The organism is Halorubrum xinjiangense (assembly GCF_049604745.1).
GTDB classification, from domain to species: domain Archaea; phylum Halobacteriota; class Halobacteria; order Halobacteriales; family Haloferacaceae; genus Halorubrum; species Halorubrum xinjiangense_A.
In genome coordinates this window covers 2,193,901-2,211,621 of record NZ_CP187140.1, presented here as the reverse complement: position 1 = coordinate 2,211,621, position 17,721 = coordinate 2,193,901, and the positions used below count along the sequence as shown (strand labels likewise).

Genomic DNA, 17,721 nt, shown 5'->3' with positions numbered 1-17,721 from the left:
TTCGCCGTTCGGTTCGAAAAAGAAGCTGACCGCGGGCCGGCGACTGCCGGCTACCGGATCCGGATCTGCGTGGCGTCCTCGTGGCGCTCGTCGGCGTTGGGGACCGGCACGAACACGGAGATCGTGTGGTCGCCGCGCTCGGCCCGGACCGACCGGTCAAGCCCGTCATCGTCGGAGCGGCGGAACCGCCCGTTCCACGTGACCGTCGCGCGCTTCGTCTCGCCGGCTCGGAGCGACAGCGAGGACTCCTCGGCGGACACGTAGCGCCGCTCGTCGGTGGCCTCCAAGACGCCGTCGACCGCCCACCCCCACAGGCGGCGGGTCGTCGTGGGGACCTCGATCGGGACCGGCAGGCGGTTGCGGATCGCGACGGTGATCGCGACCGGCTCGTCGGGGGCGTACTCGGCGGCGTCGGTGCTGACGGTCACCTCGATCGCTCGCCGCGCCACCGACCGCGGCACGACGCGGCCGAGGGCCTCGGAGAGGTAGTTCTTCGTCTCGTCGAAGCCGGTTCGGTCCGTCCGACCGTCGTGTCGTCTGTCGACCATGTGGGGTCTCTGAAAGCGGGAAATCCGGAGGGTCGGCCGCCGTTCGGCTCGCCGTAGGCGGTTCGCGGTACTAAGCGTTCGGGTCGGCGCCGGGCGAGGAGTCGGCGTCGCCGGAGCCCGGCCGGCCGCCGTCGACCACCTCGACGAGTTTCATCAGGGGGTACCCGTCCTCCATCTCCATCCGTGTGCGGACCGTGACGCCCTCGTAGGCGATCCGCATCCGGACGTCCATCAGCGAGCCGGTGAGCTCGGTGTAGCCGTTCTCGTGGTCGATCGCGTCCGCGACGCGGTCGTCGTGGATCGTCACCTCGACGGCCTCGCAGTGCGGCTGGTTCTCGATCGCCTCCGCCATCGCGGCCTCCAGGCTCCGCGCGCTCGACGGGCTGACGGGCGTGCCGGCGAACTGGTGGTACAGCGAGCCGAACTTGATCCCCGCCTCGAAACACGCCTGCTGGGCGTCGGTTGCCATGGCGGAACGCGGCCGCGGGCGGGCAAGAAGGTTCGGACGGCGGGCGGGAGCGGACGCGGGCCGCGGGTAACCGTCGGCGGCCAGCGGGGACGGTCCGCCGTCGTCGTCCCTGGAGTCGTCGTCGCTCGCGTTGCCACCGTTGCCTAGACCATAGGAGGGGATGACGCACTCCTCACCGTCGACCCGAATCCCATCCCGACGCCGTTCATCGTCACGTCGTACCCGATCTCGGTGGCACCGTACGGTTGGGATTGTACGCGTCGGATTCCACCCCGGTCGGCGTCTCGGCGAGGGGGAGGAGCGGGTTATCGACGCGCGGCGCGTCGGCCGAATCGGTGACCGGACGTGGGCGCCGGAGCGTCGCCGGCACCCTGCCGTGGTCAGATGTACTCGAGGATGTCGCGGAAGTTGATCGCGACGGCCAACGCGGCGCTGATGACCAGCACGATAATCGTCGCCATCGGATCCATCGCCTCCGTGCCCTGGGAGTACACCACCATGCCGTACATCTCCTTCGTGAGCGCGTCCATCGTGCCGCCGACGAAGAAGACGCGGATGAAGTCCTCGAACGAGCGGAGCCAGGCGAACACGAAGCCGGCCGCGATCGCGGGGGAGATGATCGGGAGCGTGACGTCTCTCAGCACGGCGCGGCCGTCCGCGCCGAGGTCGCGTGCGCCCTCCTCGAGCTTGCGGTCGAAGACGGCGAGCCTGGCGACCACCGGCAGGACGATGAACGGCAGCCCGTACACGGAGTGAGCGAGCACGGTCGTCAAGAAGCCGGACGAGAGCCCGACGACGCGGAACAGGATCAGGAGCGAGATCCCCATGATGATCCCCGGCATTAACAGCGGGACGATAACGAGACCCCTGAGCAGCGACTTCCCGCGAAAGCTGTGCCGGGCGATGGTGAAGCCCAGCGGGACGCCGAGCAGCGTCGCGACCGAGGCGGACACCGTCGCCACGAACGCGCTCTGTCTGGCCGCCGTGAGGAGCGACCCGTTGGTGAAGAGGCTGACGTAGTTCTGAAGCGTGACGCCCCCGAGAGGGAAAAGCACCGAGTTCTCGGTGAACGAGAGGACGATGATCTGCGAGAGCGGGAGCCAGAGGAACAGGACGATTCCGATCGTCAGCGCCCACATGCCGTACGAGGCAAAGCCGGAGACGATCCTGTCGACGGAGACGGTCTCCGTGAGGCCGGGGCGGCCGACGAGACGCGATAGCCGGCTGTATTTCTCACGATCCGACATGAGTCACCCCATCGCCTCCAGGCTGGTGGTACGCATCACGATCGCGAACGCGACGATGGTCGGGATGATGAGGAACAGCGACCCCGCCGCGCCGAAGTCGATCGCGTACATCTCGTTTATCCTAGCCGTGAGCACCTCGGCGATCATGAGGAACTTCCCCCGAGCGAGGAACTGGGGCGTGATGAACGTCCCGAGCGCCGGGACGAACACGAAGACACACCCGGTGATGAGCCCCTGTGCCGACAGCGGGATCACGACGTCCTTCGCGATCTCCAGCCGCGACGCCCCGAGATCGCGCGACGCCTCGATGACGCCGTAGTCGATCCCTTCGAGGCTCGAGTACAGCGTCAACAGCATGTACGGGAAGAAGGCGTGGGTGAGCGAGATGATCACCGCCAGTTCCCCGTACTCGAAGGCCCCGACCGGTTCGGAGATGAGGGGCATCGCGACCAGCGCCGAGTTGATCAGCCCCTGGCTGCCGAACAGGGAGAGCCACGAGTAGATGCGCACGATGAAGATGGTGAAGAACGGAACCAAGACCGCGAAAAGCAGGATCTTGAACCGCCGCCCGGAGAGCCGCGTGAGCAGGTACGCGACCGGGTACGCGAGGACGATGGTCAGGAACGTGGTGACGGCTGAGATGCGCAGAGAGAGGATGAAGGAGTCGACAAACGGGGTCTGGAACAGCCCGCTCTCCCCGACGAACAGCTCTCTGTAGTTCGACACCGAGAAGGACCACACCACGTCGTACGAGCTGTTGATCTCGGCGAAGCTCACCATCACGAGGAACGCGGTCGGGACCAGTATCAGCGTGAGCAGCCATCCGACTCCCGGTCCCGCCATGAGCGCGAGCTTCGCCCGCTTGCTTTGCCGTCCGAACGCGTCGTCGAGCTTTTGGATGGTGCTCATCTCGTACTCACGCGTTCTTGACCCGTTGGAACATCTCGATCCACTCGTCGTCTTTCTCGGCGGGCTTGAAGGGGATCATTCCCGCGAGCACACCCGGTTCGATCTGGAGCGACTCCTTCTCGATGTTGTCCATCGCGTCCTGCGAGGTGTTCATGATGTTCCGGTTCTCCGAGAGCGCCGCGCCGGTCTCGGGGCTGATGTACTCGTTTAACACCTGGAAGGCAGCCTCCTTGTTCGAGGAGCCGGCGGTGACGACGGCCCCTTCGAACCATGTGAGCTCCTCTTCTTTCGGCTGGGAGAATTTCACGCTGTCGACGTCGTTCATGATCCCCACGTGGGTGCTGCGGTTCGCGAACGAGACGGCGATGTTCCCGTTCTGGTAGTCCTGCGTGAGCGTCTCCTCGTCGTGGATGAACCCGAGGAGGTTCGGCTTGAACTCGGTCAGCGTCTCCTCGATCGTCGTGAGCTGCTCGTCGGTGAACGAGACGGTGTCGCCCTCGAACGCCTCGGTGTAACCGAGCGCGAGCCCCGTCGCCATGATCGACTTGTAGTAGCCGTCGTACAGCGTGATGCTGCCGGTGAGGTCCACGCCCGAATACTCCTCGCTGAAGAGGACGTCGTAGGAGTGCTCGTGGTCCTCCGGGAGCTTCGAGCTGTCGTAGCCGTACGCGTACCACCCGAACTGGACGGGCATCCCGTAGACGTCGTCGCCGTCGGAGAACTGGCCCTCCGCCGCGCTCTGGAACGTGGGATACAGCGCGTCGAAGTTGGTCATGATGTCCATGTCTACCGGGGCGGCCAGGTCCGCGTCGATGAACCGCGGGACGTACTCGTTGTTCGGGATGACGATGTCGTACTGTTCGCCTCCGCCCGCGTTCACGGTGGAGAACATGTTCGCGGAGCCGTCGGCGACCGAGACCTCCAACTCGACGCCGTCGAGCGCCTCCTCGACCTGATCGTTGACCCCGTCGTATCCGGTCCACGTTAGGATCGAGACCGTCGTTGATCCGCCGCCGCCCATACACCCGGACAGGCCCGCCATACCGGTGACACCGGCCGCGCCCGCCGCTTTGATGAATTGCCGTCTGTCTACCATACGCATCATCGCCTTTTGCCCACATATGATAAATCTACCCCAAGTAACACTGTCATACTGGGTTAATGCCCTTATATTATTCTAACTATGACTTTCTGAGACAGATAAAATGATGTTTGTTTATTTTTATCTAGTGTTTGCTCTCGGCTTACCCGAACAATCAGATTTTATCGTATATGACATAATAATCCGGATATTTGCGACAGTATTTTGCTTATTACGTGCTTAAACCATATGTATTCTCGAATATAATCGTTTTAACTGGACAAAAAGTTAAATACTGTCGGTGTGTTCGGTCGCTGTATGACGACACCAACGACGGCAGTACAGCTCGACGGCGTTCGCAAGGAGTTCGGGGACACGACCGCTGTCGACGGGGTCGACATCGATCTCCGGCACGGCGAGTTCTTCTCACTCCTGGGACCGTCCGGCTGCGGAAAGACGACCACCCTCCGGATGATCAGCGGCTTCGAGACCCCGACCGACGGCTCGATCCGCATCGAGGGCGACGACGTCGTCCACCGGCCGCCGAATAAGCGGAACACGAACCTAGTGTTCCAGAGCCTCTCGTTGTTCCCGCACATGACCGTCGCCGAGAACGTCGGGTATGGACTCAAAAAGGCGGGCGTCGACTCGAGCGAACGCGAGCGTCTCGTCGAGAAGTACCTCGACATCGTGGACCTCTCCGGGTACGGAGACCGCAAGTCGCAGGACCTCTCGGGGGGACAACAGCAGCGCGTGGCCATCGCGCGTGCGCTGGTGAACGAGCCGGACATCCTGCTGTTGGACGAGCCGCTCTCCAGCCTCGACCGTAAGCTGCGCCAGCAGATGCAGGTCGAGCTACAGGAGATCCACGACCGCGTCGAGAGCACGTTCTTTTACGTGACACACGATCAGGACGTGGCGATGAGCATGTCCGACCGCCTCGCCGTGATGAACGACGGCGAGATTGAACAGATCGGGACGCCGAAGGAGATCTACCGCGAGCCGGCGACCGCGTTCGTTGCCGACTTCATCGGCGACACGAACCTCCTCAACGGCGTCGTGGAGAACACGACGCACCCGCCGCGGCTCGAACTTGACGCCGAGACCGACGTGAGCATCGACCTCGGTGACGCCCCGACCAAGGGCAACGTGGTCGCGTCCATCCGTCCCGAAGAGGTCGAGATCACGGAGGCCGGGGCCGGTGCCATCGACGGAACGGTCGTCAATCAGTACTTCCACGGCGACCGCACGAACCTAGTTATTGAACCGCACGACGACTCGCTCCCAGAGCTCGATGTCGCCGTACAGGGCCGGACGAGCGTCCCCGAGTCCGGCGAGGTTTCCGTCGACCTCAACCCCGACGCGATGAGCGTGTACGCCAAGTAGCCCCTCGCTTCGGCCGAGCGCAGTCGCGCGACCGGCGACTGCCGACGGATCACCCGCCGACCGATCGCCCCGGCTGCCGGAACACCGAAGGCAAACTCAGACACCACCATCGATCCGAACGAACGTATGGAACTCACATGAAGGGAAGCACCGACACGATCGCCGACGCCGAGGGGACGGACGTGCTGCTCCACCACAGCGTCTCGGCCGTCTTCGGCGGCGACTTCGTCGAGCGGCTGGCGTCGCGGGTCGACGGCGCGCTCCAGTCGACGGACCGGGTCGAGACGGCGACGACCGCCGAGGAGACTCGCGCGGCCATCGACGACGCGGACGTCGTCTTGACCATCCGGTCGATCAGCGACCAGCTCTCCGGCGGGGCGGCGCCCGACTGGGTCCAGACGCTCAACTCCGGCGTCGACTCATACGACCTCGACACGCTCGCGGACCGCGAGGTCGCGGTGACGAACGCTGCCGGCGTCGCGGCCGAACCGATAGCCGAACAGGTGCTCGGCTACCTCCTAGTCTTCGAACGTCGGATCCACAAGGGGATCCGCCAACAGGAGCGCGACGGCATCTGGCGGCGGTACTCCGCGGGCGAACTCGGCGGGAAGACCCTCGGGATCGTCGGCATCGGCGCCATCGGCACGCGCGTCGCGGAGCTGGCTTCGGTGTTCGACGTGGAGGTGATCGGCACGAAGCGCACACCGGAGACCGCCCCCGACGCCGTCGACGAGGCGTACCCGCCCGAGAGGCTACCTGAGCTGCTCGCCCGGTCCGACTACCTCGTCCTCGCCTGCCCACTCGTCGAGGCCACGCGGGGGCTGATCGGCACCGAGGAGTTGATGTCGATGCGGTCCGACGCGGTGCTCGTGAACGTTGCCCGCGGAGAGGTCGTCGAGGAGTCGGCGCTCGAGCTCGCCCTCCAGCAGAACCGCATCCGCGGGGCCGCCCTTGACGTGTTCGAGAAGGAACCCCTTCCCCAGGAGTCGCCGCTGTGGGACCTGTCGAACGCGGTCATAACCCCGCATATGGCAGGATCGACGCCGAAATACGCCGACCGGGTCGGGTCGCTGTTCGAGGAGAACTACCGGCACTACGCCGCCGGCGACCTCGAGGACCTCCAGAACCGGATCGTCTGACAGCCAAGCGGGGAGGCTCAGTCGTCCGCCTCGACTGTCGGGGCCTCGGTGCGGACCGCGGCCGCCAGCGCTGCGACCCCCTCGTCGATCGAGTCGGGCGAGGCGTGACTGAACGACAGCCGTGCGTTGCGCGTCCCCCCGTCCTCGTGATAGAAGAACGACCCCGGGAGGTACGCCACGCCCTCATCGATGGCGTCGGGGAGCATCCCTTCGGCGTCGACCCCCTCGGGGAACTGGACCCAGACGAAGAAGCCGCCGTCCGGTTCGCTCCACGTCGTTCCCGGCGGCATCCGATCGGCGAGGCTCTCGATCATCCGATCGCGCCGCTCGCGGTAGCCAGCGGTCAGCTCCTCTATCGCCCGGTCGAGCCGGCCGTCCTCGGCGTAGCGAGCGATGAGACCACGGGTGAAGCTCGGCTCACCGCCAGCGTTGATTCGGTCGAACTGTTCGACGAACGACGGCTCGGCGATGATCCATCCGGTCCGGACGCCCGGGGCGATCGTCTTCGAGAACGTGTTGACCCGGATCGCCCGGCCCGTCTCGTCGAGGGCCCGGAGCGGCGGCGGCTCCGTGCCGTCGTACCGGAGCTGCCCGTACGGGTCGTCCTCGAGGATCAAAAAGTCGTACCGCACCGCTAGCTCGAGCAGGCGCTCGCGCCGCTCCGTGGAGAGGGTCACCCCGGTCGGGTTGTGGAAGTTGGGGATAGTGTACAGCAGCTTCGGCAGCGGCTCGCCGGCCATCTCACGCGCGGCGAGGTCGGCGGCGAGCGCCTCGATGTCGAGCCCCGCCTCGTCCATGTCGACCTCCGCGATGTCGACCCCGTAGTTGCGGAAGAGGCGCAGCGCGCCCATGAACGTGGGCGCCTCGACGAACACCGTGTCGCCCGGGTCGAGGACGGTCTGACACACCGTGTCGATCGCGTTCGTCGCGCCGTTCGTCACGTGGATATCCTCGGTCGCGCAGTCGATCCCGCGGTCACGGGCCCGATCGGCGATCACCTCCGGGAGGGCATCGGCGTACTCGCCGCCGCCGTACTGGAGCGCTCGCTCGCCCTCGGCGTCGAAGAGGGATTCGGCCGCCGAGACTAACTCCTCGTTCGGGAACGAGTCCGGATACGGGAATCCGAAGCTCAGCGGGACGGCCTCGGGGTCGCGGATATCCCGCCACGCCCCGTACACGGAGCTATCCATCGTCTCCTGGACGGTCTCGGCGAACAAGTGGTCGAGCCCGTCCGACTGGTCGCGGTCACTCATTCGGGTCGTCTACTGACACCGGTGTGTAGATAATAAATCTATGGGCCGTTTCACCGACAAAACAATCACATATTGATAATATAGTGTCTACACTGAAATTTTATTTCCATTATCAGTGATCGAAGTACAATACTATTCCGATACCAACGTCACACGTGCCGATAGACGGGTCACTTCTCGACAGAGACTGGTTCCATCAGCCGGTAGCCGTTGGTCGTCGTCCGCGTGCTCGACGGACTGACGGGCGTGCCGGTGAACTGGTGGTACAGCGAGCCGAACTTGATTCTCGCCCCGAAACACGTCTGCCGGCCATCGATTCCCGCGGTGGAACGCGGCCGCGGGCGGGCAAGAAGGTTCGGACGGCAGACCGACCGGTCCACGCGCGAGGACGAGGAACCGAAGGCGTTTGGTGCGGCGGGCGGAACGAGCGGACATGAACCAGCTCCGTGTGGGCGGCGGACGAGTGCTCCGGCCCGACGGTCGGGTCGAGCGGGCGGACGTCACGGTCGACCGCGACGAGGGAACGATCCGGGCCGTCGGGGCACCGAGCGAGGTCGACGAGGCGCTCGGCGGGGCGGCCGCCGAGACGCTCGACGCGTCGGGGTCGCTCGTGATCCCGGGGCTCGTCAACGCGCACACGCACGTCGCGATGACGCTGCTCCGCGGGTACGCCGACGACAAGCCGCTCGACCCCTGGCTCCGCGAGGACATCTGGCCGGCGGAGGCCGAGCTGACGCCCGACGACGTCGAGGCGGGCGCCGAACTCGGCGCGCTGGAGATGATCCGGTCGGGGACGACCGCGTTCGCGGACATGTACTTCGCGATGGACCGGGTCGCCGACGTCGTCGACCGCGCGGGGCTGCGCGCGCGGCTCGGCCACGGCGTCGTCACGGTGGGGAAGGACGACGCGGACGCCCGCGCGGACGTCGAGGAGAGCCTCGCGGTCGCGCGGGAGCTCGACGGCGCCGCGGACGGCCGGATCCGCACCGCGTTCATGCCGCACTCGCTGACGACGGTCGGCGAAGAGTTCCTCCGCGAGGGCGTCGCGGAGGCGCGCGAGGCCGGGATCCCGATCCACCTCCACGCCAACGAGACGACCGACGAGGTCGATCCGATCGTCGACGAGCGCGGCGAGCGGCCGATCGCATACGCCGACGACCTCGACGCGCTCGGCCCGGACGACTTCTTCGCGCACGGGGTCCACGTCGACGACTCCGAGATCGACCGGCTCGCCGAGGCCGGGACCGCGATCGTCCACTGCCCGGCCTCGAACATGAAACTCGCCAGCGGGATGGCCCCGGTCCAGCGCCTGCGCGAGGCGGACGTGACGGTCGCGCTCGGCACCGACGGGGCGGCCTCGAACAACGATCTCGACGTGTTCGACGAGATGCGCGACGCCGCGATGCTCGGGAAGCTGGCCGCGGACGACGCGAGCGCGGTCCCCGCGGCGGCCGTCGTGGAGATGGCGACGCGCGGCGGCGCGGACGCCCTGAACCTCCCCGGCGGTCGGATCGAGGAAGGCGCGGCCGCCGACCTCGCCGTCGTCGACCTCGACGCGCCGCACCTGACGCCCGTCCACGACCCGGTCTCGCACCTCGCGTACGCGGCGCGCGGGAGCGACGTGCATCACACGGTCTGTGACGGCGACATCCTCATGCGCGACCGCGAGGTCCTGACGCTGGACGCCGAAGCGGTCCAGGACCGCGCCGCGGACGCCGCGAGCGACCTCGTCGACCGCGTCGAATCGGCGTAGCGCGAAGCGCGAGCGCGACCGAACGCGGACTGTGAAGCCGTCCCACGTCGGCAGTATTTAAATAAAGAACCCGGATCATACGTTCTGTTTATAAATGAACGCGCGGTGGCGCGTGCCGATGAGCGCCCGAAGGGCGCGAATCGCACGCGCGAGGGAGTCGGTCGCCCGGAGCGAAGCGACGGGCGACCGACGAGGCTGGGGAGGTGAGAGGTGCTGTGCGGTGTGGGGCGGGACTCAAAGGGGCAGTCGCGAGGGCGGCGCAGGCGACGCAAGGACCGCAAGGAGGGAGCGGCAGCGACCGACTGAGGACCGCAGCGAGCGTGCGCCGCCCTCGTGGCTGGGGCTTTGGCGGTGTTCTCGGCCGTTCCGTAGTCCGTCACGTACAGCCGAGCGGCTGGGGCTTTGGAGGTGTTCTCCGTCGATCGGAATTTTGCCGTTTATAAATGAACGCACACCTTGTCGAGAGTTATTACACCACCAGCCGATGCGTAAACGACGTATCGCGCGCGAGCGAGGTTCGACCCGAAACCGGGGGCGAACCCGGCACCGATCACGGCCGAAATCGCCACCGGACCCCCGATCTGCCAAAACAAACGCCTCAGCGCCGTTAACCCGGATACAAACCGGATTAAACCGCGTTAAGGGACGTCTCTATTTATACGGTAACAGGGATTGGACCCGAGTGGACATGAGCAAACGCACGACAGCCATCCTACTGATCGCAGTCGTCGCGCTCGGCGCGATGACCGGCGTTGCGGCCGCCGACAGCGGCCTCGAAGTGGTCGTCGACAAGGACGCGGACGGGACATCGACGGTCACGGTGACCGATAACGGCACCGCGGTCGAGAACGCCACGGTCAACGTGAGCGTCGTCGACGCGGAGAACGAATCGTACGCGGGAGCGGGCGAGTACGAGACGGACGCGAACGGCACCGTCGGCCTCGAAGCCCCCGCAGAGGACGTGACGGTCGAGATCACGGCCACCTCGGGGAACGACACCGGCTCGACGACGGCCGACCTCGAAGCCCCTGACGGCCTCGAACTCGACGTGTCGAACACCGACAGCGAGCCGGTCGTCACGGTCACCGACAACGACACCGCAGTGGAGAACGCCTCGGTGAACGTCACGACCGCCGACGAGAACGCCTCCTACGCCGGCACGGGCGACTACGAAACCGACGAGAACGGCACCGTCGGTCTCCCCGCCGCCGAGGAGGACGTGACTGTCGAAGTCACGGCCGAGTACGAGAACGACAGCGTCTCCGAGACGGTCGAGATCGAGGCGCCCGACGGCCTCGAGCTCGACGTGTCGAACACCGACGGCGAGCCGGTCGTCACCGTGACGAACGACGACGAGGCGGTCGAGAACGCCTCGGTCACCGTCGCGCTCGCCGACGACGCGGACGAGAACGCCACCTACGCCGGCGAGGGCGACTACGAGACCGACGAGAACGGCACGGTGACGCTCGCCGCCGCCGAGGAGAACGTCACGGTCGACGTGACCGCGACGTACGAGAACGAGAGCGTCTCGACGACCGCCGACCTCACCGTCGGCGGCGAGGGCGACGAGGCCGACGAGCAGGCGTTCGGCCAGCTCGTCCAGGAGTTCATCGACGGGCTCGAGAACCGCGACGGCGGCATCGGCAGCGCGGTCTCGGACTTCGTGACGGAGAACAACCCCGGTAACGCCCCGGACCACGCGGGCGGCCCCGGCGGCCCTAACGACGGCAACGCCAGCGACGAGAACGAGAGCGACGCGCCCGGGAACGGCAACGGCAACGCGCCGGACCACGCGGGCGGCCCCGACGGCGAGAACGACAGCGACGAGCGCGGCCCGCCGGCCCACGCCGGCCCGGGCGGTGACGACGTGGAAGACGACGACGCGGAAGACGACGACGCAGACGAGGAGGATGTCGAGGCAGACGATGCCGAAGCGGACGAAGCCGAAGAAGAGGACGAGGAAGACGACGCTGAAGACGACGATGAAGACGACGACGACGGCGAGAGCGGCCCGCCGGACCACGCGGGCGGCCCCGGCGGTAACTGACGACGCGGTCCGCAGTTCGGGACGGTAACGCGAGCAACGATCGCTGACGACCGAATTTTCCTTTTCCGGGCGCACTCCGTGTCGGCAGGGTTTAGTGCGCCGTGAGCGAACCGAGAGACATGAGCGAAACCGCGTATTCGCCGGTGTCACAGCACCTCTCGGACGTCGAAGCGGCCCGAGAGGAGGGGCGCCGGAAGATGGACTGGGCGCTCCAGCACATGCCGATTCTCAACGCCCTCCGCGACGAGTTCGTCGACGAGCAGCCGCTCGCGGGCGAGACGATCGCGATGGCGATGCACGTCGAGGCGAAGACCGCGAACCTCGTCGAGCTGCTCGCCGAGGGCGGCGCCGAAGTCGCGATCACCGGCTGTAACCCCCTCTCGACGCACGACGACGTGTCGGCCGCGCTCGACGCCCACGACTCGATCACCTCCTACGCGGTCCGCGGCGTCGACGACGAGGAGTACTACGACGCGATGCACGCCTGCATCGCCCACGGCCCCACCATCACCGTCGACGACGGGATGGACATGGTGAAGCTCGTCCACGAGGAGTACCCCGACCTCATCGACTCCATCGTCGGCGGCGCCGAGGAGACGACCACCGGCGTCGACCGCCTGCGCGCGATGGACGCCGACGGCGAGCTCCACTACCCCGTCTTCGCCGTGAACGACACGCCGATGAAGCAGCTGTTCGACAACGTCCACGGCACGGGCGAGTCCTCGCTCGCGACCATCGCGATGACGACGAACCTCTCGTGGGCCGGCAAGAACGTCGTCGTCGGCGGCTACGGCCAGTGCGGCAAGGGCGTCGCGAAGAAGGCGTCCGGCCAGAACGCGAACGTCATCGTCTGCGAGGTCGACCCCCGGAAGGCCCTGGAGGCCCACATGGAGGGGTACGAGGTGCTCCCCATGACGGAGGCCGCGAAGAAGGGCGACGTGTTCATCACGACGACTGGCAACCGCGACGTGATCACCCGCGAGCATTTCGAGGAGATGCAGGACGGCGTGCTCCTCGCCAACGCCGGCCACTTCGACGTGGAAGTTAACCTCGATCACCTCGACGACCTCGCGGTCGACCGCTACGAGGTCCGCGACGGCGTCGAAGGGTTCGAGATGCCCGACGGCCGCGTCCTGAACGTCATCGCGGAGGGCCGGCTCGTCAACCTCGCCGCGCCCATCGCCCTCGGCCACCCGGTCGAGGTGATGGACCAGAGCTTCGGCGTCCAGGCCGTCGTCGTCCGCGAGCTCGCCGCGAACGGCGACGCGTACGACGCCGGCGTCCACGACGTGCCCGACGAGCTCGACCGCGAGGTCGCGGACATCAAGCTCGCCGCCGAGGGCGTCGAGTACGACGACCTCAGCGACGAGCAGCGCGAGTACATGGGGAGCTGGGAGCACGGGACCTGATCCGGGCCCGACGCAGCCCGACTTACCGAGCGTAGCGCCGCCTTCGACCGGTTTTTGTGCGGCGCGGCCGTACCGATCCCATGAACCTGACCGCAGTGCTTCACGCCGGATTCGGCGTATCGGTTCTGGCCGGGATCCTCGTGTCGGACACGACGCTCCGAATCGCCGCCTTCGCGCTCGGCGCGGTCCTCTTCGTCGCCGGCATCGTCGTGTCGCGGCGAGACGACTGAAACCGCACGCCCAGCGCGCGCCCTTTTTCAGCGACGACCGCCTACGGGGCCCAGTGACAGTCACGAGCGTCCACGACCCGAGCCACCGCGAGGCTCTCTGGGAACTTGAGGACGCCTTCGAGCGCGGCGACCTCGTCAGCCTGTTCGGCCGCTGTACGGTCTCCTACGAGGGACGCGCGGCCTCCGATCTCGGGGCCGGCGACCGGCTGCTCGTGTTGAAGCCCGACGGCGCCGCCTTGGTCCACACCGACGAGGGACGCCAGCCGGTCAACTGGCAGCCGCCGGGGTCGGAACACCACGCCGCGGTGCGCGAGGGGCGGCTCCGCGTGCGCTCAACCCGAATCAACCCCGACGAGACGCTGACGGTGCGCTTCTCGGACGTCCACCAGCTCTCCGCGATGGCCGTGACTGGCGGCCGCGACCTCACCCTCCACGGCAGCGAGGAGGACCTCAGGACCCGAATCCTTGAACATCCCGACCTCGTCGAACCCGGGTTCGAACCCCGCGAGACCGAACGCCCGTCCAGCGCCGGCCCGATGGACATCTTCGGCGTCGACGCCGACGGGACCCCGGTCGTCGTCGAGCTGAAGCGCCGCCGTGTCGGCCCGGACGCCGTGGGACAGCTCGCCCGGTACGTGCGGGCGCTCCGCGAGGAACTGGGGATCGAGCGAGGCGACCTCGGCGACGGGAGCAAGCCCGACGGTGGGAGCAACGACGCCCCCGCAGTCCGCGGCGTCCTCGTCGCGCCGTCGGTCACCGACCGGGCCGCGGAGCGGCTCGCGGACCGCGGGTTCGACCACGTCGCGCTCGACCCGGCGCCGGAGGAGTGAGCCGAGCGGCGTGTCAACGCGACCCTCGATTCGAGGCGGAACGCCGCCGCTGCCCCCGGAGGAGTCGACGAAGCCGCCTCGCTATCGAAGGGTTTATCGCCGCAGCGGCGGCTACATCGGACAAGTAGCCATGTCTGACAAACCCGCCTCTATGTATCGGACGATCGACAAGCCGTCGTACACCCGCCGCGAGTACATCACGGGCATCCCCGGCTCGAAGATCGCCCAGCACAACATGGGCGACCTCTCCGCGGAGCCGGACGACTACCCCGTCCAGATCAGCCTCCGCGTCGAGGAGGAGCTCCAGGTCCGACACGGCTCGCTGGAGAGCGCGCGCCTCTCGGCGAACCGTCACCTGATCAAGGAGCTCGGCGAGGGCAACTACAAGATGACCCTCCGCAAGTTCCCCCACCAGGTCATCCGAGAGAACAAGCAGGCGACCGGCGCCGGCGCGGACCGCGTCTCCGACGGGATGCGCCAGGCGTTCGGTAAGCCGGTCGGCACCGCCGCGCGGCTCGACAAGGACGACGTCGTCTTCACCGCGTACTGCGACGTCGACCAGGCGTCCGTCGTGAAGGAGGCGTTCCGCCGCGCGTACAACAAGCTCTCCCCGCCGTGCCGGATCACGGTCGACCGCGGCGAGAAGCTGCTCGTCTCGTAGACCCCTCGACCCCGACCCCGTCCGTGAGGCGGGTTCTTTTCCCCGAATTCGCGTGATGTAGCCGCGGCGCCGCGCGTCTCCGAACGGGTTCCGGTCCCCGAGCCGAACACCTGAAATACCTCGCTCGCGTACCGCACGGCAGTGTCACAGCAGTTGGCCGAGGTCGAGACGCTGTTCCTCCACGAGGCGCGGAGCGACTACACGGTCGTCGCGAACCGCGACGGCAAGCGCGTGCTCCGCGGGCGGCTCGAACTCAAGGAGACCTCCGCGGGCCCGCGCCCGGGGAAGTTCCGGGTGATCCGCGACGGCGAGGACCACCCCCGACAGCCGGACGAGTTCGTCGACCTCGCCCGCGCGGCCGGCCGGATCCGCATCTCCGAGCAGACCACCCCCGAGAACCGAGCGCGGCTGAAGGAGATGCTCGACGGCTACCAGCTGGAGGCGACGGCGGTCCGGACCTGCCGGCGCTGCGCGAGCGACGGGCGCTACGGGCCGATCACCTCGGAGGACGCCATCGACCACAACGGCGAGCTGATCTGCCGGGACTGCGCCCGCCGGGAGTTAGAGCGGGAGCTGTCGTACAAAGGCGAGTTCACGGGCGCGGCCGAGGAGCGCCTCGAAGAGCTGCTGTACGAGTCGGGCGACTTAGACCGGATCGTGAGCCTGCTCCAGGGCGGACTCGACCCCGATCTTACCAAATACGACGAGGTGTCCGCGAACGTCGACGACGTCTCGCCGGTCCGAACGGAGGACCTCGACCTCCACCCGGACCTCTCCGCGCACCTCCAGGGCCGGTTCGAGGAGCTGCTCCCGGTCCAGAGCCTCTCCGTGCGGAACGGCCTGCTCGACGGCGACGACCAGCTCGTCGTGAGCGCGACCGCGACGGGGAAGACGCTCGTCGGCGAGCTGACCGGGATCGACCGCGCGCTGAAGGGGGACGGGAAGCTGCTCTTCTTGGTCCCGCTCGTCGCGCTCGCCAACCAGAAGCACGAGGACTTCGAGGACCGCTACGGCGACGTGCTGGACGTCTCCATCCGCGTGGGCTCCTCGCGGGTGAACGACGACGGGAACCGGTTCGACCCGGGCGCCGACGTGATCGTCGGCACCTACGAGGGGATCGACCACGCGCTCCGGACCGGCAAGGACCTCGGCGACGTCGGCACGGTCGTCATCGACGAGGTCCACACGCTGAAGGAGGGCGAGCGCGGCCACCGGCTCGACGGGCTCATCTCGCGGCTGAAGTACTACAGCGAGAATCGGATGGAGACGCACTCAGGGTACGACGGCACCCAGTTCGTCTACCTCTCGGCGACCGTCGGAAACCCCGAGTGGCTGGCGAAGAAGCTCCGGGCGACGCTCATCGAGTACGAGGAGCGACCGGTGCCCATCGAGCGCCACGTCACCTTCGCGGACAGCCGCGAGAAGGCGCAGATCGCCGACAAGCTCGTCAAACGGGAGTTCGACACGAAGTCGTCGAAGGGGTACCGCGGGCAGACGATCATCTTCACGAACTCCCGGCGGCGCTGTCACGAGATCAGCCGCAAGCTGCGCTACGATTCCGCGCCGTACCACGCCGGGCTGGACTACGGGCGCCGGAAGAAGGTCGAGCGCCAGTTCGGGAACCAGGACCTCTCGGCGGTCGTCACCACCGCGGCGCTGGCGGCCGGGGTCGACTTCCCCGCCTCGCAGGTGATCTTCGACTCGCTGGCGATGGGGATCGAGTGGCTCTCCGTCCAGGAGTTCTCGCAGATGCTCGGGCGCGCGGGGCGCCCGGACTACCACGACCGCGGCCGCGTCTACCTCCTCGTCGAGCCCGACGGCGTCTACCACGGCTCGATGGACCGCACGGAGGACGAGGTGGCGTTCACCCTCTTAAAAGGCGAGATGGAGGACGTGGCGACCCACTACGACGAGACCGCGGCCGCCGAGGAGACGCTCGCGAACGTCGTCGTGGCCGGCAAGAAGGCCAAGCGCCTCAACGACCGCATGATCGGCGAGGTGCCCACCAAGCACGCACTCGGGAAGCTGTTGGAGTGGAACTTCATCGACGGCTTCGAGCCCACGCCGCTGGGTCGGGGGGTCACCAGACACTTCCTCGCGCCCGACGAGGCGTTCTTCATCCTCGACTCGGTCCGGAAGGGGACCGACCCGTACGACATCGTCGCCGACCTCGAACGGCGCGACGACGAGGAGTGACCGGCGCGAAGCGCAACGAAACCCTTTAGCGGCTCTTCGGGGTACGTAGGAGTACGGGACCGTGGGTTAGTGGTATACTCCGAGCCTTGGGTGCTCGTGACCCCGGTTCGAATCCGGGCGGTCCCACTTCTGCGGCGCGAGCAATTCCGCGAGCGCCGCAGCCGTGGAGCGGATTCGAACCCTGCCGGGCGCGCACAGTGAGCGTAGCGAACGAGCACGTCCGGATCCGGTTCGAATCCGGGCGGTCCCATTCTACTGCTGCGAGCAATTCCGCGAGCGACGGCAACGACTATTTATAAATAACAACTGCGGTGGCGCGTGCCTGCGAGCGGCCGCCCTCGGCGGCCGCGAGTCAGCACGCGCGAGGGAGTCAGTCGCCGGAGCGAAGCGGAGGCGACTGACGAGGCTGGGGAGGCGTGAGGCTGCGGTGCTGTGCGGAGCGGGGTGGGACTCAAAGGGGCAGCCGGGAGGGCGGCGCAGGTGACGCAAGGACCGCAAGGAGCGAGTGAAACGAGCGACTGAGGACCGCAGCGAGCGTGCGCCGCCCTCCCGGCTGGGGCTTT

The 17,721-nt window shown here is 67.2% G+C and carries 15 protein-coding genes, 1 tRNA gene and 1 pseudogene; 10 read left to right on the top strand and 7 right to left on the bottom strand.

The genetic code is table 11. The features are described 5' to 3' along the window. Positions 1-50 precede the first annotated feature (50 nt). From ACOZ35_RS12385 to ACOZ35_RS12365, 5 genes are all read right to left on the bottom strand, one after another. Positions 51-548, bottom strand: a complete 498-nt coding sequence (locus ACOZ35_RS12385) for a hypothetical protein (protein ID WP_424013866.1) — start codon at positions 546-548, stop codon at positions 51-53. Between the two features lie 70 nt (positions 549-618). Next, complete coding sequence (locus tag ACOZ35_RS12380) at positions 619-1,017, bottom strand: dihydroneopterin aldolase family protein (protein ID WP_424013865.1); 399 nt, start codon at positions 1,015-1,017, stop codon at positions 619-621. Between the two features lie 380 nt (positions 1,018-1,397). Continuing rightward, complete coding sequence (locus ACOZ35_RS12375; RefSeq protein WP_424013864.1) at positions 1,398-2,264, bottom strand: ABC transporter permease; 867 nt, start codon at positions 2,262-2,264, stop codon at positions 1,398-1,400. A 3-nt stretch (positions 2,265-2,267) separates the two neighbouring features. Next, complete coding sequence (locus tag ACOZ35_RS12370; protein WP_424013863.1) at positions 2,268-3,173, bottom strand: ABC transporter permease; 906 nt, start codon at positions 3,171-3,173, stop codon at positions 2,268-2,270. Positions 3,174-3,180: 7 nt separating this feature from the next. Next, positions 3,181-4,269: an ABC transporter substrate-binding protein gene (locus ACOZ35_RS12365; protein ID WP_424013862.1), complete on the bottom strand. Its 1,089-nt coding sequence runs from the start codon at positions 4,267-4,269 to the stop codon at positions 3,181-3,183. 303 nt (positions 4,270-4,572) lie between these two features. Between ACOZ35_RS12365 and ACOZ35_RS12360 the strand changes: the two genes are divergently transcribed. After that, positions 4,573-5,640: an ABC transporter ATP-binding protein gene (locus tag ACOZ35_RS12360; protein ID WP_424013861.1), complete on the top strand. Its 1,068-nt coding sequence runs from the start codon at positions 4,573-4,575 to the stop codon at positions 5,638-5,640. Positions 5,641-5,777: 137 nt separating this feature from the next. After that, a complete protein-coding gene (locus tag ACOZ35_RS12355; protein WP_424013860.1) occupies positions 5,778-6,779 on the top strand; it encodes a D-2-hydroxyacid dehydrogenase in 1,002 nt (333 codons plus the stop codon). Positions 6,780-6,796: 17 nt separating this feature from the next. On the opposite strand, the gene ACOZ35_RS12350 is transcribed toward ACOZ35_RS12355, so the two are convergent. Together ACOZ35_RS12350 and ACOZ35_RS12345 are read right to left on the bottom strand one after the other, a co-directional pair. After that, entirely contained in the window at positions 6,797-8,032 is a 1,236-nt protein-coding gene (locus ACOZ35_RS12350) for a PLP-dependent aminotransferase family protein (RefSeq protein WP_424013859.1), read from the bottom strand. A gap of 218 nt (positions 8,033-8,250) precedes the next feature. Continuing rightward, positions 8,251-8,349, bottom strand: a pseudogene (locus ACOZ35_RS12345) (dihydroneopterin aldolase family protein); the annotation flags it as partial. Positions 8,350-8,465: 116 nt separating this feature from the next. Here ACOZ35_RS12345 and ACOZ35_RS12340 point away from each other — a divergent pair. The 8 genes from ACOZ35_RS12340 (at position 8,466) to ACOZ35_RS12305 (ending at position 17,284) form a co-directional block, all read left to right on the top strand. Next, complete coding sequence (locus tag ACOZ35_RS12340; protein ID WP_424013858.1) at positions 8,466-9,785, top strand: amidohydrolase; 1,320 nt, start codon at positions 8,466-8,468, stop codon at positions 9,783-9,785. 688 nt (positions 9,786-10,473) lie between these two features. After that, positions 10,474-11,832, top strand: coding sequence for a DNA primase (locus ACOZ35_RS12335; protein ID WP_424013857.1), 1,359 nt, complete (start codon positions 10,474-10,476; stop codon positions 11,830-11,832). A 119-nt stretch (positions 11,833-11,951) separates the two neighbouring features. Next, a complete protein-coding gene (locus ACOZ35_RS12330; protein WP_424013856.1) occupies positions 11,952-13,241 on the top strand; it encodes an adenosylhomocysteinase in 1,290 nt (429 codons plus the stop codon). Positions 13,242-13,321: 80 nt separating this feature from the next. Next, positions 13,322-13,471 (top strand): hypothetical protein, encoded by a 150-nt coding sequence (locus tag ACOZ35_RS12325; protein ID WP_424013855.1) that lies wholly within the window; start codon positions 13,322-13,324, stop codon positions 13,469-13,471. 53 nt (positions 13,472-13,524) lie between these two features. Next, positions 13,525-14,301 carry an endonuclease NucS gene (gene nucS / locus ACOZ35_RS12320; RefSeq protein ID WP_424013854.1) on the top strand — a complete coding sequence of 259 codons (777 nt, stop codon included), beginning with the start codon at positions 13,525-13,527 and terminating at the stop codon, positions 14,299-14,301. A gap of 130 nt (positions 14,302-14,431) precedes the next feature. Further along, a complete protein-coding gene (locus tag ACOZ35_RS12315; RefSeq protein WP_424013853.1) occupies positions 14,432-14,962 on the top strand; it encodes a 50S ribosomal protein L16 in 531 nt (176 codons plus the stop codon). 141 nt (positions 14,963-15,103) lie between these two features. Next, the gene (locus tag ACOZ35_RS12310; RefSeq protein ID WP_424013852.1) at positions 15,104-17,158 is read left to right on the top strand and encodes a DEAD/DEAH box helicase; all 2,055 of its coding nucleotides are present in this window, start codon (positions 15,104-15,106) and stop codon (positions 17,156-17,158) included. Between the two features lie 55 nt (positions 17,159-17,213). Continuing rightward, positions 17,214-17,284, top strand: a tRNA-Pro gene (locus tag ACOZ35_RS12305). The last annotated feature ends 437 nt before the right edge of the window (positions 17,285-17,721 follow it).